The sequence below is a fragment of the Thermococcus henrietii genome (assembly GCF_900198835.1).
In the GTDB taxonomy this organism is placed as follows: domain Archaea; phylum Methanobacteriota_B; class Thermococci; order Thermococcales; family Thermococcaceae; genus Thermococcus; species Thermococcus henrietii.
Map to the genome: position 1 here is coordinate 1,621,540 of NZ_LT900021.1, position 25,055 is coordinate 1,646,594.

The 25,055-nt window shown below is 55.2% G+C and carries 24 protein-coding genes and 1 CRISPR repeat array; of the genes, 14 read left to right on the forward strand and 10 right to left on the reverse strand.

The genetic code is table 11. From position 1 onward, the window contains the following. Positions 1-2 precede the first annotated feature (2 nt). Positions 3-677, forward strand: coding sequence for a segregation and condensation protein A (locus CS910_RS08830; RefSeq protein ID WP_099211273.1), 675 nt, complete (start codon positions 3-5; stop codon positions 675-677). Between the two features lie 171 nt (positions 678-848). Here CS910_RS08830 and CS910_RS08835 read toward each other — a convergent pair whose 3' ends face one another. Together CS910_RS08835 and CS910_RS08840 are read right to left on the reverse strand one after the other, a co-directional pair. Beyond that, positions 849-1,070, reverse strand: a complete 222-nt coding sequence (locus tag CS910_RS08835; RefSeq protein WP_042690523.1) for a hypothetical protein — start codon at positions 1,068-1,070, stop codon at positions 849-851. A 14-nt stretch (positions 1,071-1,084) separates the two neighbouring features. Then, positions 1,085-1,534, reverse strand: coding sequence for a hypothetical protein (locus CS910_RS08840; protein ID WP_099211275.1), 450 nt, complete (start codon positions 1,532-1,534; stop codon positions 1,085-1,087). A gap of 114 nt (positions 1,535-1,648) precedes the next feature. Between CS910_RS08840 and CS910_RS08845 the strand changes: the two genes are divergently transcribed. Both CS910_RS08845 and CS910_RS08850 read left to right on the forward strand, forming a co-directional pair. Continuing rightward, complete coding sequence (locus CS910_RS08845) at positions 1,649-2,005, forward strand: DUF5658 family protein (RefSeq protein ID WP_099211277.1); 357 nt, start codon at positions 1,649-1,651, stop codon at positions 2,003-2,005. 88 nt (positions 2,006-2,093) lie between these two features. Next, positions 2,094-4,481 carry a DEAD/DEAH box helicase gene (locus tag CS910_RS08850; protein ID WP_099211279.1) on the forward strand — a complete coding sequence of 796 codons (2,388 nt, stop codon included), beginning with the start codon at positions 2,094-2,096 and terminating at the stop codon, positions 4,479-4,481. On the opposite strand, the gene CS910_RS08855 is transcribed toward CS910_RS08850, so the two are convergent. From CS910_RS08855 to CS910_RS08870, 4 genes are all read right to left on the reverse strand, one after another. Further along, positions 4,460-5,509, reverse strand: coding sequence for a glycoside hydrolase family 5 protein (locus CS910_RS08855; protein ID WP_099211281.1), 1,050 nt, complete (start codon positions 5,507-5,509; stop codon positions 4,460-4,462). The genes CS910_RS08850 and CS910_RS08855 overlap by 22 nt on opposite strands. Positions 5,510-5,562: 53 nt before the next feature. Next, a CRISPR array of direct repeats spans positions 5,563-5,857; the repeat unit is 30 nt; unit sequence CTTTCAATTCTCCTCGAGTCTTATTGCAAC. A gap of 453 nt (positions 5,858-6,310) precedes the next feature. Continuing rightward, positions 6,311-6,871 (reverse strand): Maf-like protein, encoded by a 561-nt coding sequence (locus CS910_RS08860; protein ID WP_099211283.1) that lies wholly within the window; start codon positions 6,869-6,871, stop codon positions 6,311-6,313. A 99-nt stretch (positions 6,872-6,970) separates the two neighbouring features. Then, a complete protein-coding gene (locus CS910_RS08865; RefSeq protein ID WP_099211285.1) occupies positions 6,971-7,339 on the reverse strand; it encodes a hypothetical protein in 369 nt (122 codons plus the stop codon). 48 nt (positions 7,340-7,387) lie between these two features. Beyond that, the gene (locus CS910_RS08870; protein ID WP_099211287.1) at positions 7,388-9,196 is read right to left on the reverse strand and encodes a PINc/VapC family ATPase; all 1,809 of its coding nucleotides are present in this window, start codon (positions 9,194-9,196) and stop codon (positions 7,388-7,390) included. Positions 9,197-9,265: 69 nt separating this feature from the next. Here CS910_RS08870 and minD point away from each other — a divergent pair, with 69 nt between their 5' ends. The 6 genes from minD to CS910_RS08900 all read left to right on the forward strand — a co-directional run bounded on the left by minD (position 9,266) and on the right by CS910_RS08900 (position 15,630). Beyond that, positions 9,266-10,003, forward strand: coding sequence for a cell division ATPase MinD (gene minD, locus CS910_RS08875; protein ID WP_042690266.1), 738 nt, complete (start codon positions 9,266-9,268; stop codon positions 10,001-10,003). Then, positions 10,000-10,740, forward strand: a complete 741-nt coding sequence (locus CS910_RS08880) for an ATP/GTP-binding protein (RefSeq protein WP_099211289.1) — start codon at positions 10,000-10,002, stop codon at positions 10,738-10,740. Before minD ends, CS910_RS08880 begins: the two co-directional genes overlap by 4 nt. A 96-nt stretch (positions 10,741-10,836) precedes the next feature. Beyond that, positions 10,837-12,276 (forward strand): DUF7411 family protein, encoded by a 1,440-nt coding sequence (locus tag CS910_RS08885; RefSeq protein ID WP_099211291.1) that lies wholly within the window; start codon positions 10,837-10,839, stop codon positions 12,274-12,276. Between the two features lie 22 nt (positions 12,277-12,298). After that, a complete protein-coding gene (locus CS910_RS08890) occupies positions 12,299-13,327 on the forward strand; it encodes a glycosyltransferase family 4 protein (RefSeq protein ID WP_099211293.1) in 1,029 nt (342 codons plus the stop codon). Between the two features lie 40 nt (positions 13,328-13,367). Beyond that, a complete protein-coding gene (locus CS910_RS08895) occupies positions 13,368-14,387 on the forward strand; it encodes an L-threonylcarbamoyladenylate synthase (RefSeq protein WP_099211295.1) in 1,020 nt (339 codons plus the stop codon). A 52-nt stretch (positions 14,388-14,439) separates the two neighbouring features. Continuing rightward, positions 14,440-15,630 (forward strand): hypothetical protein, encoded by a 1,191-nt coding sequence (locus tag CS910_RS08900; RefSeq protein WP_394346603.1) that lies wholly within the window; start codon positions 14,440-14,442, stop codon positions 15,628-15,630. Here CS910_RS08900 and CS910_RS08905 read toward each other — a convergent pair. Continuing rightward, positions 15,617-16,039, reverse strand: coding sequence for a hypothetical protein (locus tag CS910_RS08905; protein WP_099211299.1), 423 nt, complete (start codon positions 16,037-16,039; stop codon positions 15,617-15,619). The genes CS910_RS08900 and CS910_RS08905 overlap by 14 nt on opposite strands. Before the next feature lie 82 nt (positions 16,040-16,121). Between CS910_RS08905 and CS910_RS08910 the strand changes: the two genes are divergently transcribed. Further along, positions 16,122-16,826, forward strand: a complete 705-nt coding sequence (locus CS910_RS08910) for a nucleotidyltransferase domain-containing protein (RefSeq protein WP_099211301.1) — start codon at positions 16,122-16,124, stop codon at positions 16,824-16,826. A 64-nt stretch (positions 16,827-16,890) separates the two neighbouring features. Further along, positions 16,891-17,646, forward strand: a complete 756-nt coding sequence (locus tag CS910_RS08915) for a hypothetical protein (protein ID WP_099211303.1) — start codon at positions 16,891-16,893, stop codon at positions 17,644-17,646. Here the strand turns inward: CS910_RS08915 and serS are convergent. Then, a complete protein-coding gene (gene serS / locus CS910_RS08920; RefSeq protein WP_099211305.1) occupies positions 17,640-19,004 on the reverse strand; it encodes a serine--tRNA ligase in 1,365 nt (454 codons plus the stop codon). The two genes, CS910_RS08915 and serS, sit on opposite strands and share 7 nt — an antisense overlap. Positions 19,005-19,121: 117 nt before the next feature. Here serS and CS910_RS08925 point away from each other — a divergent pair, with 117 nt between their 5' ends. Further along, positions 19,122-20,204 (forward strand): ATP-binding protein, encoded by a 1,083-nt coding sequence (locus tag CS910_RS08925; RefSeq protein WP_099211307.1) that lies wholly within the window; start codon positions 19,122-19,124, stop codon positions 20,202-20,204. Here CS910_RS08925 and CS910_RS08930 read toward each other — a convergent pair. Together CS910_RS08930 and CS910_RS11930 are read right to left on the reverse strand one after the other, a co-directional pair. Then, positions 20,201-21,403, reverse strand: a complete 1,203-nt coding sequence (locus CS910_RS08930; protein WP_099211310.1) for a molybdenum cofactor synthesis domain-containing protein — start codon at positions 21,401-21,403, stop codon at positions 20,201-20,203. The two genes, CS910_RS08925 and CS910_RS08930, sit on opposite strands and share 4 nt — an antisense overlap. Before the next feature lie 73 nt (positions 21,404-21,476). After that, positions 21,477-21,617: a hypothetical protein gene (locus CS910_RS11930; protein ID WP_158523832.1), complete on the reverse strand. Its 141-nt coding sequence runs from the start codon at positions 21,615-21,617 to the stop codon at positions 21,477-21,479. 123 nt (positions 21,618-21,740) lie between these two features. On the opposite strand from CS910_RS11930, the gene CS910_RS08935 reads away from it, so the two are divergent. Both CS910_RS08935 and CS910_RS08940 read left to right on the forward strand, forming a co-directional pair. Beyond that, the gene (locus CS910_RS08935) at positions 21,741-22,496 is read left to right on the forward strand and encodes a hypothetical protein (RefSeq protein ID WP_099211312.1); all 756 of its coding nucleotides are present in this window, start codon (positions 21,741-21,743) and stop codon (positions 22,494-22,496) included. Beyond that, positions 22,493-25,006: a CDC48 family AAA ATPase gene (locus tag CS910_RS08940; RefSeq protein WP_099211314.1), complete on the forward strand. Its 2,514-nt coding sequence runs from the start codon at positions 22,493-22,495 to the stop codon at positions 25,004-25,006. Before CS910_RS08935 ends, CS910_RS08940 begins: the two co-directional genes overlap by 4 nt. The last annotated feature ends 49 nt before the right edge of the window (positions 25,007-25,055 follow it).

Here is a 25,055-nt window from a genome sequence, read left to right on the forward strand (position 1 = left end):
CGATGGAATCGAGAAGGGAAGAGGAAATCACCCCGATTGACATACTGCTCCAGCTCGTCCAGATGGGGCGCGTTGACCCCTGGAACATCGACATCGTTGATTTGACCGAGAAGTACATTCAAAGGCTCAGGGAGATGAAGGAGCTCGACCTCCGCGTTTCAGCGAGGGCAATCCTAGCGGCTTCAATCCTCGTCAGAATGAAGAGCGAGGCTTTACTCTACGAGGGAGAGGAGAACGAGAAGGAAGAAGAGGAAGAGAGGATTCGCGTCGAGGTTGAGCCCTTAGCGCCTCCTCTCAGGAGGGTGGAGCGCTACTACACCTTCGACGACCTCCTTGAGGCGCTGATGGACGCGCTTGAGGAAGCCGAGAGGAGGAAGCCGAGGAAGAGAAAGCGCGAGGAGATTGATGAGGAGGTTTTCGTAGTTGACGACTTCCGCGTTGACATCGAGAAGCACGTCAACAGGCTCTACGAGATAGTCAGGAAGCTCTACGAGGAGACGAGAAAGCCCATAAAGTTCTGGGATTTGGTCTTCGACAACACACCTAAGGTCATCGCGAGGACCTTCCTCTACCTACTCTTCTTAGCGAACATGGGCAAGGTCGACCTCGTTCAGGAGGAGCCCTTCGGGGAGATACTGGTCGTGCCAATGGTTGAGACCGCAAAGAGCGGGAGCTAGACCCTTTCCTTTACCCACTTTAGAAACTCCACAGGGGTCATAACCCAAATTCCTCTCTCGGCAATATAGTCTGAGACGTTCCACGTGAGTATTACTACAAAAGGGTTAGGACGTACCTGTTAACCCCTCCAGAACGGATTAGTGAAGCGAAGACAACGTTGGTGTCCACAACTACAGCGATTTCCATGCGCCCTTCCCCACCTTCCGAGAAAGCTCCATTGCATCTTGGAGCTCGAGTTCAGAATTCATGGATATCGCCTCAAGAACGAGAAACCGCTGGACAGCCCTAACTAAGCGTTCCTCAGGAACGCCCCTGATTCGCGCCAAGGTTTTGAACTCCGGAGGAATTGGAACCTCGACCTTTCGAAACGATGCATCGCTCTCGATGCTCAATCCCCTTCACCCAACTAAGTTTCACTCGATTCCCTATTAACCTTTTCCCGCTCCCGTCTTTTCGCCGGCCTCAGAGTTATTGCGAGTAAGGGCTCCTCGCTCCCGATGTAGAGGTTTCGCTTTTCCCTGTTGAGGTAGAAGCAGTAAATGCCGTCTGGAATCTCAGAAAGGAACTTGAGCGAAGACGTTTCCCTCGCGAGCCTCTTATCCGGAAAGACGCACCGATAGGTTCCTTTCAATTCCTTCACGCGCTCACGGATTTCATCGAGGCGAAGCCTCTCGCAGTCGAGCCTGGCACAGACGAGGCTCTTCCTTCCGTCGGTGAAGATTACAACGCGCTCGTTGATGTCAATCCTCCGCGAGCGGTCGAGAAACGCCCAGAGTTCCGAGTAGACCCGCTCAAGCTTCCTCCTCTTTGCCAGTCTTTTCACGAGCCTTTCCTCTGCGTGCCTCGTCAGGAGCATGTTCACACCTCCACACCTAGTTGAAAAAGCCATTGGGCATCTGCATAGATACCTACATATGCAGGTTCTGACTAACGAGAAAAGTATTTAAGGATTCAAACGAAAAACCGAGTGATGAAGGCGAGAACCTACGTGCTCCTCTTCGTACTGTTTGCACTGGTCGATGCCCTTACAACGTGGTTCGGGGTTAGGTTGGGCTTTGCTGAAGCCAACGGGGTAATAGCTGAGAGACTCAGGAACCCGGCGCTCTTTTTCGGCAGCTACGCTCTCTTCACGGCACTCGGGGCCAGTGTCATAGCGATTTCAATCAGATTGGAAAAGCTCAGCCCCGCTTTCAAACTTATCGCACTCGGAATGGTGCTCTTGAAGGCGGTTCCCGCCGTTAACAATCTCATTCTCCTCGCAGGCATCTCAAAGTCGAGCGTTATTGCCACGACTGTTGGGCCACTGTTGAGGGTAGCACTTCCATGACAGTCGGCACTTCTAAGCCCCAACAGGGCATTTCTTCAACAACGCCACACTCGGAAAGCTTTTATGGTTCCCCACCGAAGGGCTCAACATGTCCTATCTTCGCAGGGATTTAATCGAGCCCCGCGTTTACCAGGAGGTAATCTACGCCCGCTGTAAGGAGCGGAACTGCCTCGTCGTCCTGCCTACCGGCTTAGGAAAGACGCTCATAGCGATGCTCATAGCCGATTACAGGCTTTCGAAGTACGGGGGAAAGGTTCTCTTCTTAGCTCCGACCAAACCACTGGCGATGCAACACGCCGAGAGCTTCAGGCGACTCTTCAACCTTCCGCCCGAGAAGATTAACGTCCTCACCGGCGAGCTTTCCCCCGAGAAGCGCGCCGAGCTGTGGAGGAAGAGCGTTGTCATTACCGCGACGCCCCAGACCGTTGAAAATGATATCCTAACCGGGAGGATTTCGCTTGAGGACGTCGTCCTGCTCGTCGTCGATGAGGCTCACAGGGCCGTTGGCAACTACGCCTACGTCTTCATAGCGAAGGAGTACCTTAAGACCGCCAAACATCCCCTCGTCCTCGGATTAACTGCATCGCCCGGTAGCGACGAGGAGAAGATTCGCGAGATAGTTGAGAACCTAGGGATAGAACGCATAGAAATCAGAACCGAGAGCTCGCCGGACGTCAAGCCCTACGTCCAGAAGATAGCCTTCGACTGGGTTAAGGTCGAACTGCCGGGAATCTACAAAGATGTAAGAAAAATCCTGCGCGAGATGCTCAAGGATTCCCTAAAACCCCTCGCCGATGCCGGGCTTGTGAGCTCCTCTTCGCCAGACATCTCGAAGAGGGAGGTCCTTCAGGCGGGCTCGAAGATAAACCAGGCGATGGCCAAAGGCGACTACTCCATCGGCTACCTCAAGAAGCACCAGGCCAAGGCCATGAAGCTCCACCACGCGATTGAACTTTTGGAGACCCAGGGACTAACTGCACTCAGGAGCTACCTCAAGAAGCTCCGCGAGGACCGCTCGAAGTCCGGTAGAGAACTCATGGAAGACCCGCGCATGAGGAAGGTCACCTACCTCCTCGTTCAGGCGAAGGAACTTGGCCTCGACCACCCGAAGATGGAGAAGCTGAAGGAGCTTATCCGGAAACAACTTGAGAAAAAGCCGGACTCTAAAATAATCGTTTTCACGAACTACCGCGACACGGGCAGGAAGATAGTTGAGGAGCTCAAGGAGATGGGCATCTCGGCGGAGCGCTTCATAGGACAGGCGAGCAGGGGAACGGACAGGGGGATGAGCCAGAGGGAGCAGAAAGAAGTCCTAGACAGGTTCTCGCGCGGTGAGTTCAACGTTTTAGTTGCCACGAGCGTCGGTGAGGAGGGGCTGGATGTTCCCGAGGTGGATTTGGTCGTCTTCTACGAGCCCGTGCCTTCAGCAATAAGGAGCATACAGCGCCGCGGCAGAACAGGAAGACACAGGCCCGGAAAGGTGGTAATCCTCATGGCCAAGGGGACGCGCGACGAGGCCTACTACTGGAGCTCCCGGAGGAAGGAGAAAGGCATGTTCGAGGCGATAAGGAAAGTCGCAAGGGAGCTTGAATCAAAGCTTGAGAGGGAATCAAAAGGCCGGGAGAGGGTTGAGATGGGGAAGGGGAGGATAACTTCCCTTGACGCGTTTCTAAAGGTTGGCAGGGTCAAGAAGGCCGGGAGCGGGGAAAAGGCAGAAGAACCGGAGAAAAAGGCCGAATCAAAAGCCCTGCAGATTCAAGATGAGAAAAAAGCTGAGAGCAAGAGCGGGGAAATCCCGGTTAAACCCATCTTCGTGAGGAAACCGAAGGGAATAGTAGTCTACGTTGACTCGCGCGAGCTAAGGAGCGGGGTGCCGAAGATTCTGAAGGAGCTTGGGGCTGAGATTGAGGTCAGAACCCTCGACGTTGCCGATTACGTCGTCAGCGAGGAGGTGGGAATAGAGAGGAAGAGTGCCAACGACTTCATACAGTCAATCATAGACGGCAGGCTCTTCGACCAGGTTGAGAGGCTTAAGAGGGCCTACGAGAAGCCCGTAATAATCATCGAGGGAGAGCTCTACGGCATCAGGAACGTCCACCCCAACGCGATTAGGGGAGCCATAGCCTCGGTAACCGTTGACTGGGGTGTTCCGGTGCTCTTCTCCTCGGGGAAGGAGGAAACGGCCCATTTCATTTACCTCTTAGCTAAACGCGAGCAGGAGGAGCGGAAGAAGGAAGTGAGGCTGAGGAGCGAGAAGAAGGCCCTAACCCTGGCTGAGAGACAGCGCCTAATCGTTGAGGGCCTTCCAAACGTCTCCTCGACGCTGGCCAAGCGCCTGCTGAGGCACTTCGGCAACGTCGAGCGGGTATTCACAGCAACGGAAGAGGAGCTCAAGGAGGTCGAGGGGATAGGCGAAAAGAAGGCGAGGGAGATAAGGAAAGTCATAACCGCCCCCTACGTTGAGGACGAGGGGTGAAGGACTACCCTCAGAACCGGGAGCCTGTCCTGATACCACGTCAGGTTCTCGATGTTGAAGAACCATACGTCGGCGTTGATGTCGTAGGGGATTCCGGCGTTCCAGAGGGCCGAGGCCATAACCTTTCCGAAGTCCTCGTCAGCCTGAATCGGGCACTGAACGCTTTTATCCTTCTTTGAAAACCAGAACGGCCTCCACGCACCAACCCACGTGGGAATTCCGGTCTTTTTCGACCAGTTGAGGGCGGCGTTTATCGCGCTCTCTATTAAGGTCATGTTGTAGGTGCAGTGCTTCGGGCCGCCCGCGTAGACGTGCCACTCGGCGAGGGTGTAGCCGTCGTTGGTAACGTTGAGGTAATTGAGGTAGAAGGGGCTTGAAACCCGCACAGGGGTTACGAAAACGAGCCGGTAGGGGTCGATTTTTCTGATTTCGGCTATCGTCTGAGCGTAAACCTTGTTGAGGACGTTGGGATAGTCTTTTATCGGCCCACTCGACTCGATGAGGAGGTCGTAGGAAAGAAGGTAGGAGGTTCCTTTGAAGTACTCGGCGACGGTCTTCCACCAGAGGATGAAGTGCTCCTGGGCCTTCTCGCTCGTCGGGTCGTTCCTCAGCTCCGGTGCCGTATATGTGATAATTGGGATAAGGCCGGCTTTGAGTGTGTCGTTGACTATCTCGCCGAGCTGGACCAACGCGGTTTTGTTGTTCACGACGTCAGCTTCTACCCTTATCCTGACGTTGGAGAAGCCAGCTTTCTTGAAGTATTCTGGCACGTTCACACCCTTCGAGCGCCAGTAGAAGTAGTAGCGGTGAACCCTCGCGAAGCTCATCCAGTCAACGTCGATTCCAACGCCCAGGAGCTTCTCGTACTGCTGAGCCGTTATAGGCTCTTCTCCGAGCGATTGCGTGGACCAATTAGTGGCCGGGGCAACGGTGTGATTAGGAGCCCGGTTTTCAACGACCTTGGCGTGTATGCTCCAAAGGAACGCGAGGAGGACGAGGAGTAGGAGCGCGACGCCGAGCCTCTTCATGAGATTCAATACACAACATGAGAGGATTAAGCTTTTGGTACAACTCTCTAGAGCTTTCAATTCTCCTCGAGTCTTATTGCAACGGCCTTGCTGAGTTTGATAATCTACAGGCCATCATCGCTTTCAATTCTCCTAGAGTCTTATTGCAACTGACACGGTGGGCTTTAGGGTCCTATACGTAGTTCGCTTTCAATTCTCCTCGAGTCTTATTGCAACTCACCCTCACCGTGAACGTGAAAAACGAGACAATACTTTCAATTCTCCTCGAGTCTTATTGCAACTGAACTGCATTGCTTCAGGCGTGTCTTTGGCATCTATCTTTCAATTCTCCTCGAGTCTTATTGCAACAGGGCGTGAAACTCGCCCTTTCGTCCAGAGGAGAAATAAGAACGCCCCAATATTTAAGCATTTCTGAAAAAGCCACTATAAAATCCATCAGAGGCCCTGAATTCAAGCGGTGAGGGAACACCGATTTTCAGGTAGAAGCAAGAGACTCACCAAAAAATCTGAGCCGAATAAATTTGATGGCATTCCCCTAAACGTTACCGGGACGATAGACAAAAACAAACGATTATAACAGCACTAAATTGAACAGGGCACGATTTCAGTTGGGATTGGCAAAATTCACGGACTCAAAACGTCCTGCCCTTCTTTTCGAAGAAAATTCGTCACATCAAATCCAGCAAAATATTATAGATGGTTACATTTTTTGGAGACCCAAAATCCAACCCCCTGGTTGTTTCCAAGCTCCAAATAAGGAAACAGAGCCAATCAAACATAGAACTCAAAGAAGGCCTTGCCTCAGCGTGATAACACATCAAAGCCAAGCTCCCTGAGCTTCCATATTATCTCCATCGGGAAGCCCACGACGTTATAGTAGTCCCCCTTAATCCACTCGACGAAGAGGCCCGCCTTTCCCTGAATTCCATAGGCTCCGGCCTTGTCCATCGGCTCGCCCGTTCTTATGTAAGCCCAGATTAGCTCGTCGTCAAGGTTTCTGAACTTGACTTCAGTCGTCACGAAACCGGTTATCTCCCTTCCCTCGTGGATTATGCAATAACCGGTCGTGACGCGATGAACCCTTCCGCTGAGGAGCTTGAGCATCTCGTAGGCTTCATTCTCGTCCCCTGGCTTTCCAAGGATTTTTCCGTCGATGCTAACGACTGTGTCAGCCCCGATGACCGTTCCGCCGGTCCGGGAGTAAACCTCCCGCGCCTTCAGCCTCGCAAGCTCGACGGCACATTCCTCTGGAACAGTGCTGGAACACTTCTCCTCGGCGTTGCTCGGGATTACGTGAAAGTCAGCGATGAAGCGCGACAGTATCTCCCGTCTCCTCGGTGAAGCCGACGCCAGAACGAGCATTCACTCACCCCCAAACGTTAAAAGGAAAGCGCCCAAGTTGAACGGGCGATGACGATAATTTCGCTAGCTGAACCGTGATGAGTACCCTCGCAACCGAGCCTAATCGAGGCACTCCTCTATTGCCTCAACTATGCACTCAACGTCCCTCTCGAACTCGAGAACCGAACAGCGGTTCCCGTCTATCGGCGGGCAGTTCTCGGCTATTCTCCTCAGCTTGACGTGGACGATGCCCTTCCTGCCGTCCTTCTCGAGCGTGTACTTCCGGTAGAGAACGTCGCAGTCCTCGCCCTCAAGCTCCTCGACGCTCGCGTTGAAGTTTGCCTTTATGACCCTGTCAACGCCGTTCACTATCTCCATCGCTATGTCGTAGCTCCTGTCCCCGATGACCATCGGAGGGCAGATGTGCTCCATGTTGTGTTTATCGAACTTGTGGAAGCTCTCCGGAATGATAACGACGTCGTACTTCATGGACACCACCAAAAAGAATTGGAAGGGGCATTAAAAAAGCTTTGGACTTCAGGTGCTGGCCCAGATTGGTATGCCAGCCTGGATGAGCCTCTTGAGTTCCTTGCCAATCGGCGTGCTCTTGCTGACCTTGACAAGGCCTTTCTTGCTCGGCGTCGCGGTGAAGACGTACTGCTCACCACCGTAGAACTTGAGCGGTTTCTTCGCGTAGTCGGGCGAGACGCGAAGGACAATCGTTTTCTTCTTTTCCTCGACCTCGACGGGTATCTTCTCCTTGGGCTTTTCAGCCTCGCGCTCGGCGAAGCTCTTGACGTCTATGCTTATGCCTATCCTCTTCTCCAGCTCTGTGATGCGCTTGCCCTTCTTGCCTATGATTGCCGGAATGTCGAACTCGTCGGCGTAAATCACGGCCTTGTGCGGGCTGACTACCTCGACCTCGGTGTAAACATCGGGCAGGAACTTCTTAATTTCCTGCTTGAGCCTCTTCTCGGCGAGTCTCAGTGCAGGGGCCTTCTCCTCCTTCTTAACCGGGACGACGCTTATCTCCTCGCCGTAGGTGTAGATTTCGTACTCAAGTTCACCCGTCTCGAAGTCCCTAACCTCTATGACCGGCCTCGCGAGGTCCTCCTCCTTCATCCCACTCGGGACCTTGACGAGGTACTCGAGCGTCAGAACCTTCGCAACTCTGCCCGCCTTGATGAAGAGAACCGTATCGACTATCTGCGGTATCATTCCGAGCTCGACCCTTCCAATGAAGCGCTGAATGGCGTCTATCGGCTTCGTCGCGTGAACCACTCCAACCATTCCGACGCCAGCCAGACGGAGGTCGGAGTAAATCTTGAAGTCGCTCGTCTTCCTCATCTCGTCGAATATCGTGTAGTCCGGCCTCACGAGAAGCAGTATGTCGCCGGTGAGCTCCATCTTACCGTTTAGAGCGGTGTACTGCGTTATCTCCTCGCTCACCTGCAGGTCCCTCGGCTTCTCCATCGTCTTCACTATCTTGCCCATGCTCGCGTACCACTCAGCTAAAGCCTGGGCGAAGGTCGTCTTTCCTTCACCGGGCGCACCGGCGATGAGTATTCCCTCGGCCTTGTCCTTGAGCCTCTCCAACAGCCTCTCGCTCAGCTCGTAGTCCTCTATGCTGAGTTTTTTAACCGGCCTGACGGCGGTAATCTCAATCCTGTCGGCGAAGGGCGGCTTGGCTATGACGATACGGTAGTTCCTGAGCTGGACGACGGTAGCTCCCGGCTCGTCGAGCTCTATGAAGCTGTCTGGTTCCCTCTTCGCCCTCTCGACTATGTCGTCGGCTATCTCCTCCAGCTCCTCGTCGCTCAGCGGTTCGTCGCGGATTGGAACGAGCCTCCACTCGCCGGGCTTCCCCTTCTTGGCGAGGGGCTTAACCCCTGCCTTGAGGTGGACGCTCATCGTCGTCTCGTCGAAGAAGTCCTCGAGGCGGTGGCGAACCTCCTTCTTGGCGGTTAAATAAATCACGTCGATGCCCTTGGCTATCGCAATGTCCCTCTGCACCTGGTCGCCGGTTATCAGGGTGGCGTTGAGCTGTTTTGCCGTCTCACGGACCATGTGGTCTATCTCGCCGGCCTTGGCTCGTCTAATCTGCCAGAGCTCCGGCCTCTCGCCGTAGAACTCGAGGAGTATCTCTCCCCTGTCGGCCATGTCGCGGAGCTTTTTGAGCTCCTCAAGGCCCGTATGGCCTATCGCCTTTCCCTCGTTGGCCTGGTGTTCTATCTCGGCTATGACCGCTTCAGGAACAACGACCTTGACCTTCTCGTCGAGGGTTGAGAGGAACTGCGTTAGTCTTCCATCAACTATCACGCTCGTGTCTGGAACGAACACTCTCATCTCTCTCACCGCTCTTCGCTGAGGCTAAAGGTTCATAAAGGTTTAGGCTAACCTTAAAGGGGTGGGATGATGGGCCGATTAATCTCGATTGCGAGCGGGAAGGGTGGAACCGGGAAAACGACCACCACCGCGAACCTTTCGATAGCACTCGGCAAGATGGGCTACAAGGTTCTGGCGATTGACGCCGACCTGACGATGGCAAACCTGAGTCTCGTCATGGGAATAGACGACGCTGAGACGACGATTCATGACGTTCTGGCTGGAACGGCCCAGATTAATGATGCAATCTACGCGACGAGCTACGATAACGTTTACCTCGTTCCTGCTGCCGTTGACTGGGAACACGTCATAAGGGCCGACCCAAGGCGATTGCCTGGCACGATAAAGCCCCTCAAGCCCCACTACGACTTCATCATCATTGATTGCCCCGCGGGGCTCCAGATGGACGCGATGAACGCGATGATGAGCGGGGAGGAGGTAATCCTCGTCACGAACCCGGAAATCTCGTGCATAACCGACACCATGAAGGTTGGAATCGTCCTCAAAAAGGCTGGTCTGGCCGTTCTCGGCTTCGTCCTGAACCGCTACGGCAGGAGCGACAACGACATCCCTCCAGACGTTGCAGAGGAGGTCATGGAGGTCCCACTTTTGGTCGTCGTTCCGGAGGACCCGAAGGTCAGGGAGGCGACGCTTGAGGGAGTCCCCGTCGTCGAGTACGCCCCCGACTCCGACGGCGCGAAGGCCTTCTACGAGCTGGCCGAGACGGTCGTGAGGATAGCTGGCTTCAAGGCGAGGGTGATGGGATGATTCTGGCCTTCATTGGCACCGCGGGGAGCGGGAAGACAACCCTAACGGCCGAGTTCGGAAAGTATCTTGAGGAGAACGGCTACTCGGTCTCGTACGTCAACCTCGACACGGGCGTTAGAAAGCTCCCCTACCGGCCGGACGTCGATGTGCGCGACGATGTGACCGCGTGGGAGCTCATGGAAGAAGGTTTGGGCCCGAACGGGGCGATAGTCAGGAGCTACGACCTCCTCGTTCCGAAGGTCAATGACTACGCCGAAAGAATCAGGGAGCTCGACGGGAGAAGCGACTATGTCCTAATAGACACCCCCGGCCAGATGGAGACGTTCCTCTTCCACGAGTTCGGGGTAAAGCTCATGGAGGCCTTCCCCGACGCCCTCGGCGTCTACCTCTTCTCGCCGGAGATACTGAGGAAGCCGACCGACTTCTGCTTCGCGCTCTTCTTCGGCCTCATGATAGACCTAAGGCTCGGCGTAACGACCGTTCCGGCGCTGAGCAAGATTGACACGGCCAACGCCGACGAGCTGAGGAAGTACCTCGACGATATTGAATACCTTACGGCGAGGCTCAAGCTCGAACCCTCAACCCAGGGGCTTTTAGCGTACAAGCTCTGCTCAACACTTCCGGAGCTGGCGCCGCCAACGAGAGTTCTCTACATCTCGGCCAAAACGAGGGAAGGCTTTGACGAACTTGAGACGGTGGCTTATGAGCATTACTGCACCTGTGGAGACCTGACGTGAACGGGCGTTCAAGGAACGCTCTTTTCCCTGCAAACTCTCCCAAGTGGAAAGGGCGAAGGCTTTTCTCCTCCATCTCGAAGGAAGATGGGTGAGAGCATGTGCCTTATCGCCGGTGGAATCGGTGAGGTCAGGGAGAGGCTCATAAGGATGGCCTTAGCCGGAAAGCACCGCGGGCCAGACAGCTTCGGCGTCTGGACGGACGGGGGAGTGCTCAAGTCGAGCGACTTCTCAAGGCTGGACGAGGTTCCAGACGGAAAAATAGGCCTCCTCCAGTGTAGGCTGGCCATGACCGGTTCAAAAACCTTCACACAGCCCTTCGTTAACGAGTTAGCTCTCGTTCACAACGGCGAAATCTACAATCACTTCCAGATTCGGGCGTTCCTTGAGGGGAAGGGCGTTTCCTTTGAGAGCGACGTTGACACGGAAGTAATACTTCGCCTAATCGAGTTTTTGAAGGAAAGGGGTTTGAGCTTCCCCCACGCGGTTAAGGAGGCAATGCGCTGGCTTGAGGGCGACTACGCGGTGGCCTTCTCAGATGGGGAGAGGATTTACCTGTTCAGGGACCCAATGGGGATACGACCCCTTTACTTCTCACCCAACGGCTTCTTCGCCAGCGAGAAGAAGGTTCTCTGGGCGGTTGGGGAGAAAGCAATTCCGGTCGAGCCCGGCGAGCTCGTCGTTCTGGGAGACGGAGTCCGGCGCGCGAGGCTGTTCTCACTGGAGTGCCTGAAGGGAAAGCCCCTCCCCGGGGAGAGCGTTCTAAGAGGACTCGAAAACGTCCTTGACTACGCGGTAAAGCTTAGAAGCGCCCAAAGGACGGGAATCCTCTTCTCCGGCGGGCTTGACAGCACGCTCATTGCTTATCTCGCGTCGAGGCACTCAGACGTCGTCCTCTACACCGCCGGAACAGAGGACAGTCCGGACTTGGAGTGGGCGAGGAAGGTTTCCGACCACTTCGGCTGGGAGCTGAGGGAGAGGGTTTTCGACTTGGACGACGTGGAAGAGGCCATCAAAAATGTCATCTTCGCCATCGAGGAGCCGAACCCGATGAACCTTGCCATAGGGGTTCCCCTCTACTTCGCCACCGGGCTCGCTAAAATGGACGGTGTAAAGGTTCTCCTGAGCGGACAGGGGGCGGACGAGCTCTTCGGGGGCTACGCGAAGTACATCGAGAGGCCGGAGCTCATGTGGGAGGACCTGCTCAACATAGCCGAGCGGAACCTCGCGCGCGACGACAAGATAGCGATGCTCAACGAGGTCGAAGGACGCTTCCCGTTCCTCTCGCTCCCGGTCGTTGGCATAGCCCTGAGAACCCCGGGCGAGCTCAAGATATCCGGAGGGGAGAGAAAGGTAGTCCTCAGGAGGCTCGCTTTAAGGCTCGGAGTCCCGGAGTGGATAGCAAACCGGGAGAAGAAGGCCGCTCAATACGGTAGCAGGGCGCAGAAGCTCCTTGAAAAGCTCGCGAAGAGGGAAGGCCTCTCGCTGAGAGAATTTGCCGAAAGGCTCTTCCGCGAGACATTTCCAAACGCTTTTTAACCCCCTTTTCCAATCCAGGCACATGAGAGTCCTCATGGTCGGCCACTATCCACCGCACGGCGGGGGCGTCGCGAGGCACCTTGACAATCTCGTTCGAGAGCTGAGAAAGAGGCACGAGGTCCACGTTCTCACCTACGGCCCGGTCGAGCCGAGGGACTTCGAGAAGGACCTGGTTCATCAGGTCAGGGTTCCACCGGTTTACGGGCTGAGGGGGACGAGCTTCGCGTTTTTAGGTGCGAGGAAGATAGTTCAACTCCACCGGCGCTTCGGGTTCGATATAATCCACGCCCACTTCGTTGGAACGACCAGCTTCGCCGGAGTTCTGGCGAAAGAACGGCTTAACCTTCCGCTCGTCGTTACCGCCCACGGAAGCGATTTAGAGCACACTGCAAAGCTGACGCTTGGAAGGTTTTACGTCAGGAGAAGCCTTGAGAGAGCTGATGCTGTCATAACAGTCAGCCACTACCTCGCCAAGCTCGCCCAGAGGCGGGGGGCCGGAAACGTCAGGGTAATCCCCAACGGTGTCGAAGAGATGGAGGAAATCCCGGCGGAGAGGAGGTACATCACCTTCATCGGGGCGCTCAGGGAGTACAAGTCGCCCGAAACCTTCATCGAGCTCGCGAGGCACTTTCCGGGGGAAGAGTTTCTCGTCGTTGGCGACGGCCCGCTGAGAAAGAAGCTTAAAGAGAAAGCTCCGGGCAACGTCCGTTTCCTCGGCTATAGGAGGGACGTGAACAGAATTCTATTGGAGAGCAGGCTACTCGTCCTCCCCTCGAAGAGAGAAGGCTTCGGCCTCGTGATTTTGGAGGCAAACTCCCTTGGAGTTCCGGCCGTTGGAAGGCGCGTCAGTGCTATTCCAGAGCTGATACGCGAGGGAAAGAACGGGCTGACCTTTGAAAGCTTTGACGGGCTCGTTGAGGCCGTAAGAACGCTCCTCGAGCCGAAGGTGAACCGGAAGGCCGGGACAATCGGAAGGCGCGTCGCCCGGTTTTACTCATGGGAGAAGGTCGCGAGGGAGGTTGAAGCCCTTTACGAGTCCCTCACGGGATAGGTTTTTAACGGCTTTTTTAGGGATTTCCACGGGTGAGAGCATGACGATTGTGATAAACACGCGAGACGGCCTCGACGAGAGGAAGATTAAAGTCGCCGGGAGGCTCATCATAGAGGGAAAGCTCGTTGCCTTTCCGACTGAGACAGTTTACGGCCTTGGAGCCGACGCGCTGAACGAAAACGCCGTGAGAAGGATTTTCGAGGCCAAGGGAAGACCGGCCGACAACCCGCTCATAGTCCACATCGCAGATTTCAACGACCTTAAGAAGCTCGCGAGGGAGATTCCAGAGGAGGCCAAGCTCCTGGCGGAGAAGTTTTGGCCGGGGCCCCTAACCCTCGTCCTGCCGAAGAGGGAAGAGGTTCCGCTCGTTACAACTGGAGGACTCGACACCGTTGCCGTAAGAATGCCGGCCCACCCGATAGCGCTCGCACTGATAAGGGCCAGCACGCCTATCGCGGCGCCTTCCGCCAACATAAGCGGGAAGCCGAGTCCAACCCTGGCAGAGCACGTGGTCGATGACTTCTACGGCAGGATAGAGGCGATAATCGACGGCGGACCAACATGGGTAGGTGTCGAGTCGACGGTGATAGACATCAGCTCCGAGAGGCCGACGCTCCTTCGGCCCGGTGGGTTGCCCCTTGAGGAGATTGAGAAGGTCATCGGCCCGGTCGAGATTCACCCGGCGGTTAAGGGGAAGGCCGTTGACCTCGCGAGGGCGCCGGGAATGAAGTACAGGCACTACTCGCCGAACGCCCCGGTTGTGGTGGTCGAGGGGCCGAGGGAGAAGGTTAGAGAAAAGATTGAGGAACTCGTTGCGGAGTACCGCTCTAAGGGCTACCGCGTGGGAGTAATGGCCACCGAGGAGTTCGAGGCCGACGAGTTCTTCCACCTTGGAAAAACTGTCGAGGACGTTGCCAGAAACCTGTTTAGGGCTCTTAGGGAGCTCGACAGACGCGGTGTTGATGTAATAATCGCGGAGGGAGTCGAGGAGCGGGGCCTAGGTCTAGCAGTCATGAACAGGCTGAGGAAGGCTTCGGGTTACCGAATAATCCGCGCTTAGGCAACGCTTAAATATTGCTTTCAAGTAAATCAACCCGATTCGAGTGGGTGGGGTGAGGACTTTGATTTCGCCGGGTATTGACTCTTCGCCTGAGGAACTTGAGGAGCTCGGGTTCAAATACATAGACAATGGTAAAGCCAAGGATGGGCTCAAACTAATCCTTCGAGCAGCCAAGGGGTACGAGGCGAGAGGGGATAAGGAAAACGCCGCGAGACTGTACCGTTATCTGGGCTACTTCCTCGCCAAGAGGGCCGGAATCGAGAAGGCTAGGCCCTCCCTCCTTAAGAGCGCTTACCTCTACATAGACCTTATCGAGGAGGAGATTTCAAAGCCAGAGGTTGATATTGACCGTCTCGACGACTATTGCTTCAGCGTCCTTGAAGCGTTTGCAACCCTCAACGACACCCGCTTGCTTGGCAAGTACTCCCTTGAGTTCGCCAACATATACGAGGACCTCGGAAACTCCTACGAGGAGGTGAGCGATGTAGCCCTCGCAATAAGGGCCTACGAGTCGGCGTTCCGCTACTACAGACTGGCAGGCTCTGAGGAAGAGGCGAGAAAGATTGCGGAGAAACTTATAAGCCTCTACGGCCAGATTGCTGAGACAAAACTCGGTGAAGGCGACGCTGAGGCGGCGGCAGACGCCTTTTACGAGCTGGCTCGCTACACGAAGGTCATATTCGGCTACGACGCCCACTTCAAGGAGATGATGGACACCGCCGCGAAGAACTACGAGAGGGCCAGCAAGCTGGCCTACTCCGAGGGGGACCTGAACGGGACCACTAGCTACCTCGTTAAGGCTCAGTACGCTTATCTGCTCGCGGGCAACAGCGGAAGGGCGAAGCTTATAGGGATTAACACCATCAGGATGCTCAACCAGGTCGTCAGCTCCCACCGCGCGTCTGGAAACGATAAGATGGCATCACAGAAGCTTATGGAGGCCACAGAGGCTCTGATAGGCGTCGGAAAGGTTGAGGAGGCAATGAATGCCTACAAGAGCGCCCTTGAGCTCGTCGGCGGACTCCAGCACAGAACCCGTGTAAGGCTCGCCGTTGCGAAGGTATACGCGTCCCAGAAAGGCTCGGTTGAGGTCCTCGACGAAATTGACGTAGTTGAGTTTCACCTGAAGAAGAACAACCTTCCAAAGGCATTCGAGGTCGCGGACAAGATACTCGAAAAGAGAGACGAGCTAACCGAGGTAAGAAGGAAGATACTGGAGGCGGAGGGACTCACTGAGTTCTGAGCTCTGCCCTTGGAATCGGAACGTGGTACGGAAGACGCATCTCCTTGGCTATGACCGCCAGCATTGGCGTCAGCTCGATGGAGAGGAAGTTGACGACTTCAACGAAGAGGAGGGAATCGACCTTCTTTTCGTCCTCCCATGTGTTCAGTATCTCATCAATCTTCTCCTTCTGAGGCGGCAGGTACATAAGGGCACCCTCAACAACCGCCTTAGCTATTTGGGGGTTGTATGAGACCTCGTACGTGAAGAGAACTTCGATTCCGTTTACCTTCCCGGTTGGGGTTCTAATTTCACCGAGGCGAAGCTCCCTGACCCTGGGAGATATCTTGACTTCAATCTCCCCTGGGGGAACGTTCTGGGCGTTTTTTTCCATCTCAACTTTTGTAATATTGTATCCCAGCACCGGCATCTTCTTTCACCACCTTGGATTTAGTCGGGCCGTATAAAACGCTATCGGTAGGCCTTTAAAAGTTCCCGCCGAAGTTCCGCCGATGCCGAGGGAAAAGGTTGTCCGCGTCTGGGACGAGAGGGAAATCATCTACACCCCAAAGCGGTGGCGCTACCTCTGGGAGAAGCGCGAGAAGGCCTTAGCCATAATGGAGCGTCTGGCACAGTTCGACCCCCTGCTCTACGGGAGCGTCGCGAGGGGCGACGTGAGGAGGGACAGCGACGTGGACATCTTCATCCCGATTAGGGTCCCGAGCTATCTCATAGAGCTGGCCCTGGAAGGCCTCGTGAGGAGAAGGAAGATAGTCATGGCAACCCCCTGGCACCTGATAAAGGGAGTGATTGAGATTGACGAAGAAACGACCGTGACGTTTCCCCTCATCGAGCCGACGGACAGGGAGCTGGACTTCTACCGCTGGGGAGGGGCCGTTGATTTGTGGGGCGTCAAAACGAAGGAGCGCGTTCCGGGCGTCAATAAGAAGCTGATTTTGATAATTCCCACCGAGAGGGGCCACGTCGAGCGCGAGGTGGTTGGAAGGGAGAGCGAGGTCGCCAAAACCCTCGGCGTTAGCGTTGACATAGTTACGGAGCGCGTTCACGTCCTCACGAGGAGGGACGCGATTGGAAGAACCGGGGTCTACCTCAACGAGGAGGTTCCGGACTGGATGACCTTTGAGGAGGCCTTGAAAATAATCGCCGACCGCGACCCGAACGTCAGGAGGAAGGTGAGGGAGCGGGGAGGGGTTTAGGGTCGGACTGTATGCAGTACATGAGTTTATAAAGGGTTGTACTGTATAGAGTACATGAGGAAGTATGTGGAGTAAGCTTGAAAATGGTGACTTCCTCTTTTGGTTTGCTGTAGCCATTGTAATGATACTGGCGGTTATCGCTGGGATAATGTGGGGAATTCAGTACGTTGGCCCACTTGCTACACTAGGAACAGTTATCATACTTGCGTTCCAAGCATGGTGCAATAAGCAAACTGCAGAGATTATGAGAGAGCAGGCAGGAATAATGAGACAGAATATGATACTCTCCTTGAAAAAGGAGCATACAGCACAGCTCCAGTATAAAGCTATAGAGCCTCTCAATGAAATATTCTCCAGACTAAAAATGGAGAACAATAAATTGAGAGTAGAAACGCCTAAAGAATCTGGGATAGAAGTCACAACTGTTGATGCCAGCTCCCTGCTTAATGGCAACTTGGAGAACAATGAAGACGCTTGGAGACTTCAACTCATAGCATTTGCGACCTCTGTTAATCCAAATTTGGATGTACACCTTTTGTATGACCTAGTGAAATATCATCTTCCTGAGAAGATTATAGCACATTTCAAAGGGCTAGTGCTTGCAACAGCAAACAGCGATGAATCCAGCTTTAACGAGCATCTGAACAATATAAAGGGAACACTGAATGCATTTAGAACCTTTATTATGCTTTCAGATGAGTGTCCATACATTAAAGGAGCCATGAATAAAAACGAGATTTCAGTGTTAATTGAACAAGTGCAAAAACTCAGGGAGAATATTAAAATTGAGACCAAAAAGAAGGAGAAATTCTACTACTGACAGCACTTCTCCTTCATGCTCGCGGGCAGAATCTCCTTGAAGCCCGTGTACTTCCAGAGGGCCTTCGGGAGCTTTACAACGCCCTCCTCCGTCTGGTGGTTCTCGAGTATCGCCACGATGGCCCTCGATGTCGCTATCGCCGTCGAGTTCAGCGTGTGGACGAACTTCGGCTTCTCGTGGGTCTTGTCGCGGAAGCGGATGTTCAAGCGCCTCGCCTGCCAGTCGGTACAGTTACTGGCAGAGACGACCTCCCTGAACTTGCCCTGACCCGCCATCCAGGCCTCGATGTCGTACTTTTTAGCCGCTACGTAACCCAAATCGCCGGTGCAGATGTTCACGACCCTGTAGGGAATCTCAAGCTCCTGGAATATCTCCTCGGCGTTGGCTATGAGCTTCTCGTGCCACTCCCAGCTCTCCTCAGGCCTCGAATAGACGAACTGCTCGACCTTGTGGAACTGGTGCACCCTGAAGATTCCCTTCGTGTCCTTTCCGGCGGTTCCGGCCTCCTTTCTGAAGCAGGGGCTAACGCCGACGTAGAGGAGCGGTAAGTCCTTACCGTCGAGGATTTCGTTGGCGTGCATGCCCGCTAACGGGTGCTCCGCCGTCGGAATCAGGTAGAGGTCCTCACCCTCAACCTTGTATATGACGTCCTCGAAGTCCTCGAAGGTCGTCGCCCCCTCCTCAACGAAGCGACGCACCATGTAGGGCGGGACAACCGGCGTGAAGCCCTTCTCGATGAGCTTGTCGAGGGCGAAGCGGATTAAGGCCAAATCCAGTATGACCAGCTCGTTGAGGAGGTAGTAGAATCTCGCACCGCTCACCTTCGCGGCCCTTTCAAGGTCCGCACCGCGGAGGAGCTCAAGCATGTCAACGTGGAGCCTCGGCCTCCAGCTCAAAACCTCGTACTCCATCTTTCCGAGGCTCTGCTCCTTGAAGGTCTCAAGGAAGCCCTCCCAGACCTTGGCCTTGCCCCAGAACCTAATCGGCACGTTGTCCTCGTCGCTCTCACCAACCGGAACGCTCTCGTGGGTGATGTTGGGCAGGCGCCATAGGTAGTAGTCTATTTTCTTCTTTAGGGCCTCAACCTCTTTCTCAAGCTCCTCAATCTGCTTCACTATCTCGTTGCTCCTCGCGAGGAGCTCTTCTATCGGCTCTCCAGCCTTCTTGCGCTTGCCTATCTGTATGGCAAGCTGGTTGCGCTCCTTCCTGAGCTGGTTGATTTTCTTCAGGTTCTCGCGCCACTTCCTGTCGAGTTCGAGGATTTCATCAACCCATTTGACCTTCTCGGTTTCGCCTCTCTTGATGAGGTCCTTTTTGACGACCTCGGGCTTTTCGCGGATGAGCTTTATGTCGAGCATAGCCAACACCTAACCAAAGAACGGGGAGGCCTTTAAAAAAGGTTTCCTAAGCTACACAACCACCTACACAAAAGCGCTATAAAAGCGCGCGCCGAAGTCCTCAGAGGGGCCGGCGCGATGAAAGCCTACTCGTCGCTTCTCCACAGGTACGAGCGCCTCTACGAGAGGGCCCTTGAGGAGGGCAACGCGGGAAAGGCGCGTTTCTTCGCCCTCCAGTGCGCCGGCCTCTTGAGAAAGCTCGCATCCGAGGAGTTGCAGTTCTCGCACTACTACCTTGAAATGGCATTGGAATGGGAGAGAAAGGCGGAGAACGTAGAACACAATGTAAAAATGCAGGGGGATAAAATTGAGAGATTAATCACGAGGTCGAGCGTAACCTGGGAGGATGTAGGGGGACTTAGGGAGGCCAAGAAACTCCTTGCGCAGTCAGTTGGAATAATGCTGGCAAAGGTCCCCGGAAACTTCAAGCCCTGGAAGGGAACTTTGCTCTTCGGCCCACCCGGGACGGGAAAGACGCTCCTCGCCAAAGCCCTCGCCGGCAGCATGAGGGCAACGTTCATAAACGTCAAGGTGAGCGACGTTCTCAGCAAGTACTTCGGCGAGTCGAGCAAGATAGCATCGTCTATTTACTCAAAGGCCCGGGAGAGAGCTCCAAGTGTCGTTTTCATAGACGAGTTCGACGCCTTGGCCATGAAGCGTTCCTCGATTGATGATGCCGCGAGGAGACTTTTAGGAACGATACTAGCCGAGATAGACGGATTCACGGGCAACGAGAAGGTCGTAACCCTCGCCTCTACCAACGCCCCATGGGACCTCGACGAGGCTATGCTCTCCCGCTTCCCACTGAGGATTTACGTGCCGCTGCCGGATGAAGAGGGAGCGAAGGAAATCTTCCAGATACATCTACGGGGGTTTTCATTGAAGGTCAAGTTGGATTCGCTGGCGAAAACAGCCGTAAAAAGGCTCTACTCGGGAAGGGAGATAGCGAACTCCTGCACCTTTGCGGTTCTCCACATGCTGGAGGAGATGAACCCCGAGCTGAGCGACCCACTCAAGGTGGGCTCGATAGCGGGGAAGGAGCTCACGATAAGGCCCCTTGAGGCTAAAGACTTCAAATACGCTTTCAAACGGGTTAAGAGCCCGGTAAAGAAGGAAATGTTGAAGAGGTACGAAAGGTGGGCGAGGGAGTACGGCGTTTAGCCAAAGAATGTAACCTCAACCTCTTCCCCGGCCTCAAGTATCTCCACGTTCTCGGGAACCTCGATGAAGCCGTCCGCATCGATGAAGCTCGTGACGGCACCGCTCCCCTTGAGTATCGGAACGGCCTTCTCGCCCTCAATCCTCACCGGGAGGAACTGCCTTCTGCCCTTCACCGAGAAGACCTTGTGGGCGAGCTTCTTCTTGACCTTCCTGACCTCGCTCTCCCTTCCGATGAGCCTTCTCAGGAGCGGGGCGACGAGCAGGGTGAAGTTCGTCAGACAGCTCGTCGGATAACCGGGGAGGCCGAAGACGGGCTTTCCATTTATCAGGCCGATTATCGTCGGCTTTCCTGGCTGAATCGCTATGCCGTGTATCTTAACCTCGCCGAGCTCCTCGATTATCGAGCTGGTCAAATCCCGTATCCCACCGCTCGCGCCACCGCTGAGGAGCACGATGTCACAGCACTCAACGCCCTTCTCTATCAGGGCATTCAGGCTCTCTCGGTCGTCCTTCGCTATGCCGAGGAAAACCGCTTCACCTCCAAGCTCCCTGACGGCGTCGGCTATTGCCCTTCCGTTGATGTCGTAAATCTGGCCCGGTTTGAGCTCCTCGCCCGGGAGAACGAGCTCGTTTCCGGTGCTTATGACGGCCACCTTCGGCTTCCTGAAGACGGGAACCTCGGCCAAACCAACCGCCGAGAGAAGTGCAGTCTCCTTGAAGCCGAGCCTCGTCCCGCGCTTCAGGAGGGGCTTGCCGGCAGGTATGTCGGCCCCGGCCTTCATGACGCCTAGTCCTGGGTAGGCGGGCTTGTAGATGATTACCTCGTCGCCGTCCCGGTCAACGTCCTCGAACTGTACCACCGCGTCGGCGCCTTTGGGCAAAGGAGCGCCGGTGGAGATGTAGACGCTCTCGCCGGGCTTCAGCTCGAAGTCCGGAAAATCACCGGCGTTAACCTCGCCGGTTACCTTGAGCCTGACGGGCTCGCTCTCGCTCGCCATGAAGGTGTCTTCCGCTCTAACCGCGTAGCCGTCAACGGTGGCTCTGTCAAAAGGTGGCACGTTTATCGGCGAAACGATATCTTCTGCAAGAACCCTGCCGAGGGCTTCGCCCAGCGGAACCCTCTCGACCTTTGGTTCGAGCGGGAAGGAGTCTATGACCTCGAGGGCCTTTTCAAGGGGCACGACTTTGAGGAACGCCATTCTATCACCGGGAGAAAAGAAAAGCCTTGGCGTATAAATGGGTTGCGTAAACGAGAACGTTTAACCGGAAAGCTCACCACTCGTCCTCATCTTCCCAGTCTTCGTCCTCCCACTCTTCCTCCCAATCCTCGTCCTCCCACTCCTCCAGCTCGAACTCCTCGTCGAGGAACTCCTCTTCCTCATCCATCACTTTCTTCTTCTTGGGTGGGTCCATACTCTCCCCTCGCCTGGAATTTGGTTCAATGACCTATAAACTTTATTCCAAAAATTTAAAAGGTCCGGACGCTCCCGATGGGATTTCGAAAAAGGTTTATATCCCCCGTGAGAAGTGGAAACCATGAGGGTTGCGATTGTCACAAACGACGCGCGGGTCTACTACACCGCCACGAAGGTCCTGAAGGAGTACCGAATCCCCTTCCTGAGCCTGCGCGTTGGCGAGAGGATTCCCTACGACGTTGAGGTCGTCCTGACGGGTGAGAGGGATAAGGTGGACTTCCCGGTTAAGGTCATCGTTCACGATGAGAACTTCATAGACGAACTCCTCGCGAAGCTCGAAGGAAGGGAGAGGTTTAAGAACATCTTCATTGCAATAGACCCCGGAGCGAGACCGGGTTTGAGTGTTGTGGCGGATGGGAGGGTTATAGAGGTTCACCGCCTTGGAAGTCCAAGGGACGTTGAAATCGTTGTGGACCTGCTTGAGAAGTATCCCGGTGCGAGGATAAAAATCGGCCACGGCGCTAAAAGGCACAGGACGATGACCCTCAAGGCCCTCGGCGAGATGCTCGGCTACGATTACCCGATAATCGTCGTCAACGAGTTCAGAACGACGCCAAAGGTTGGAGGAATCGAGAGCTCCTCCGTCGTTGACATAGTCGCTTCAATCAACATCGGCCTGAGGGGCGGAAGGGAGACGACGATAGGGGAGCTCCTCGAGGTAAAAGAACCCACGAAAAGGGAAATCGAGGATATTAAGAGGAGGAGTAGGGAGCTGAGTGGGAATATAACAATCCCCTCAAGCCTCGCGAGGGAGGTTGCCCTCGGGAACCTGACCCTTGAGGAGGCGATTGAACTTCACAGGAGGCGTTCAAGATGATATTCGGAAAGGAACCCGAAAAGGTGGATGAGGTTAAGCTCCGGGTTGCGGAGGCCTTGAAGAGGGACGTCGGCAGGGGCATAGTTCGCTTTGACAGGAAGTATCAGAAGCAACTCGGTGTTGAACCGGGCGACATCGTTGAGCTCGTTGGGGAGAGAACAACCGCCGCCATAGTGGCGAACCCGCACCCGGACGATAGGGGACTCGACATAATCAGGATGGACGGTTACATCAGGAGGAACGCAGGGGTGAGCATAGGCGACTACGTGACGGTTAAGCGCGCCGAGGTTCAGGAGGCGAAGAAAGTAGTGCTTGCACCAGCCCAGAAGGGAGTATTCATCCAAATTCCGGGTGATTTGGTCAAACAGAACCTCCTCGGCAGGCCCGTCGTCAAGGGCGACCTCCTAGTTGCAAGCAACAGGAGCGAGACATACTACGGCGGCTCCCCCTTCGACGACCTCCTAAGGGGTCTCTTCGAGGCGATGCCGCTAGGCTTCGGCGAGCTCAAGTTCGTGGTTGTAAACACGGTTCCCAAGGGAATAGTCCAGATAACCTACAACACTGAAGTGGAGGTTCTCCCGCAGGCCGTTGAGGTTCGTGAAGAGAGCATTCCAGAGGTCACCTACGAGGACATCGGTGGCCTAAGCGACGCGATTCAGAAGATTCGCGAGATGGTCGAGCTTCCCCTAAAGCATCCGGAGCTCTTCGAAAGGCTTGGTATCGAGCCTCCGAAGGGTGTCCTGCTCTACGGTCCTCCGGGAACGGGTAAGACCCTCCTCGCGAAGGCCGTCGCCAACGAGGCAAACGCCCACTTCATAGCCATCAACGGCCCCGAAATAATGAGCAAGTTCTATGGCGAAAGTGAGGAGCGCCTAAGGGAGATTTTCAAGGAGGCCGAGGAGAACGCCCCGAGCATCATCTTCATCGATGAGATTGACGCGATAGCGCCGAAGAGGGAGGAAGTCGTTGGAGAAGTCGAGAAGAGGGTTGTTTCACAGTTGCTTACCCTCATGGACGGTCTCAAGAGCAGGGGCAAGGTAATCGTTATTGCCGCAACCAACAGGCCCGACGCGATTGACCCCGCGCTGAGAAGGCCGGGACGCTTCGACAGGGAGATTGAGGTCGGCGTTCCGGATAAGCAGGGTAGAAAAGAGATACTCCAGATACACACCAGAGGAATGCCCCTTGAGCCGGACTACGACAAGGCCACCGTCCTCAGGATTCTGAAGGAAATGAAGTCCAAGGGCTCCTTCGATGAGAAAAAGCTTGAATCGCTGATTCGCAGGGTTGAGGAGGCAAGGGACGAAGGGGAGGTCAAGGAGGCCCTCAAGAGCGAGGGTGAAATCTACGCTGAAGTGCGGAGCAGGCTCATCGACAAGATGCTCGAGGAGATTGCCGATAAGACGCACGGCTTCGTTGGAGCGGACCTCGCGGCATTGGCCAGAGAAGCCGCGATGGTCGTTCTGAGGAGGCTGATAAACGAAGGCAAGATAAGTCCCGAGCAGGAGAAGATACCGCCGGAGGTTCTCCAGGAGCTCCGCGTCAGGAAGGAAGACTTCTACGAGGCGCTCAAGATGGTCGAACCCTCCGCTCTGAGGGAGGTCCTCATAGAGGTTCCCAATGTCCGCTGGGAGGACATCGGAGGTCTCGAAGACGTCAAACAGGAGCTCAGAGAGGCGGTAGAATGGCCACTCAAGTACCCGAAGGCGTTCGAGAGGCTCGGCATAACGCCCCCAAGGGGCATACTCCTCTACGGTCCGCCGGGAACCGGTAAGACACTCCTCGCGAAGGCAGTAGCGAACGAGAGCGAGGCCAACTTCATCGGAATCCGCGGGCCGGAAGTTCTGAGCAAGTGGGTTGGCGAGAGTGAGAAGAGGGTAAGGGAGATATTCAGGAAGGCAAGGCAGGCGGCCCCGACGGTGATATTCATCGACGAGATTGACGCGATAGCGCCCGCGAGAGGTGCTGAAGGCGACCGCGTTACGGACAGACTCATCAACCAGCTGTTGACTGAGATGGACGGCATAGAGCGGAACAGCGGCGTCGTGGTTATAGCGGCCACCAACAGGCCCGACATCCTCGACCCGGCCCTGCTAAGGCCAGGGCGCTTTGACAGGCTCGTGCTCGTTCCAGCGCCCGACGAGAAGGCCAGGTTGGAGATACTGAAGGTCCACACGAGGCGCGTTCCCCTCGCGAAGGACGTCAACCTTGCCGAGCTCGCCAAGAAGACAGAGGGTTACTCCGGCGCTGACATCGAGGCCCTGGTCAGGGAGGCGGCGCTCATAGCGATGCGCAGGGTCATGCGCGAACTTCCGAGCGAGCTCGTTGAGAGCGAGAGCGAAGAGTTCCTCGAGAGACTGAAGGTTTCGAGGAGGGACTTCGAGGAGGCCATGAAGAAAGTCAAGCCTAGCATAACTCCCTACATGATTGAGTACTATAAGAACTTCGAGGAGGGCAGGAAGAGAAAGCCCGAGAGGGAGCGCGGGGGCGTGGATTACTACACCTTCTGAATTTTTTGGAAAAGGTTTTATACGTTAATCCCCAAGGGATTACACGATT

Coding starts and splice junctions, on each gene's coding strand:
- CS910_RS08830 (WP_099211273.1), top strand. CDS start 3: ATGGAATCGAGAAGGGAAGAGGAAATCACCCCGATTGACATACTGCTC.
- CS910_RS08905 (WP_099211299.1), bottom strand. CDS start 16,039: ATGCCGGTGCTGGGATACAATATTACAAAAGTTGAGATGGAAAAAAAC.
- CS910_RS08940 (WP_099211314.1), top strand. CDS start 22,493: ATGATATTCGGAAAGGAACCCGAAAAGGTGGATGAGGTTAAGCTCCGG.
- CS910_RS08935 (WP_099211312.1), top strand. CDS start 21,741: ATGAGGGTTGCGATTGTCACAAACGACGCGCGGGTCTACTACACCGCC.
- CS910_RS08870 (WP_099211287.1), bottom strand. CDS start 9,196: ATGAGAGTGTTCGTTCCAGACACGAGCGTGATAGTTGATGGAAGACTA.
- CS910_RS08930 (WP_099211310.1), bottom strand. CDS start 21,403: ATGGCGTTCCTCAAAGTCGTGCCCCTTGAAAAGGCCCTCGAGGTCATA.
- minD (WP_042690266.1), top strand. CDS start 9,266: ATGGGCCGATTAATCTCGATTGCGAGCGGGAAGGGTGGAACCGGGAAA.
- CS910_RS08845 (WP_099211277.1), top strand. CDS start 1,649: ATGAAGGCGAGAACCTACGTGCTCCTCTTCGTACTGTTTGCACTGGTC.
- serS (WP_099211305.1), bottom strand. CDS start 19,004: ATGCTCGACATAAAGCTCATCCGCGAAAAGCCCGAGGTCGTCAAAAAG.
- CS910_RS08855 (WP_099211281.1), bottom strand. CDS start 5,509: ATGAAGAGGCTCGGCGTCGCGCTCCTACTCCTCGTCCTCCTCGCGTTC.
- CS910_RS08860 (WP_099211283.1), bottom strand. CDS start 6,871: ATGCTCGTTCTGGCGTCGGCTTCACCGAGGAGACGGGAGATACTGTCG.
- CS910_RS08880 (WP_099211289.1), top strand. CDS start 10,000: ATGATTCTGGCCTTCATTGGCACCGCGGGGAGCGGGAAGACAACCCTA.
- CS910_RS08895 (WP_099211295.1), top strand. CDS start 13,368: ATGACGATTGTGATAAACACGCGAGACGGCCTCGACGAGAGGAAGATT.
- CS910_RS08910 (WP_099211301.1), top strand. CDS start 16,122: ATGCCGAGGGAAAAGGTTGTCCGCGTCTGGGACGAGAGGGAAATCATC.
- CS910_RS08915 (WP_099211303.1), top strand. CDS start 16,891: ATGTGGAGTAAGCTTGAAAATGGTGACTTCCTCTTTTGGTTTGCTGTA.
- CS910_RS08925 (WP_099211307.1), top strand. CDS start 19,122: ATGAAAGCCTACTCGTCGCTTCTCCACAGGTACGAGCGCCTCTACGAG.
- CS910_RS08890 (WP_099211293.1), top strand. CDS start 12,299: ATGAGAGTCCTCATGGTCGGCCACTATCCACCGCACGGCGGGGGCGTC.
- CS910_RS08885 (WP_099211291.1), top strand. CDS start 10,837: ATGTGCCTTATCGCCGGTGGAATCGGTGAGGTCAGGGAGAGGCTCATA.
- CS910_RS11930 (WP_158523832.1), bottom strand. CDS start 21,617: ATGGACCCACCCAAGAAGAAGAAAGTGATGGATGAGGAAGAGGAGTTC.
- CS910_RS08850 (WP_099211279.1), top strand. CDS start 2,094: ATGTCCTATCTTCGCAGGGATTTAATCGAGCCCCGCGTTTACCAGGAG.
- CS910_RS08865 (WP_099211285.1), bottom strand. CDS start 7,339: ATGAAGTACGACGTCGTTATCATTCCGGAGAGCTTCCACAAGTTCGAT.
- CS910_RS08840 (WP_099211275.1), bottom strand. CDS start 1,534: ATGCTCCTGACGAGGCACGCAGAGGAAAGGCTCGTGAAAAGACTGGCA.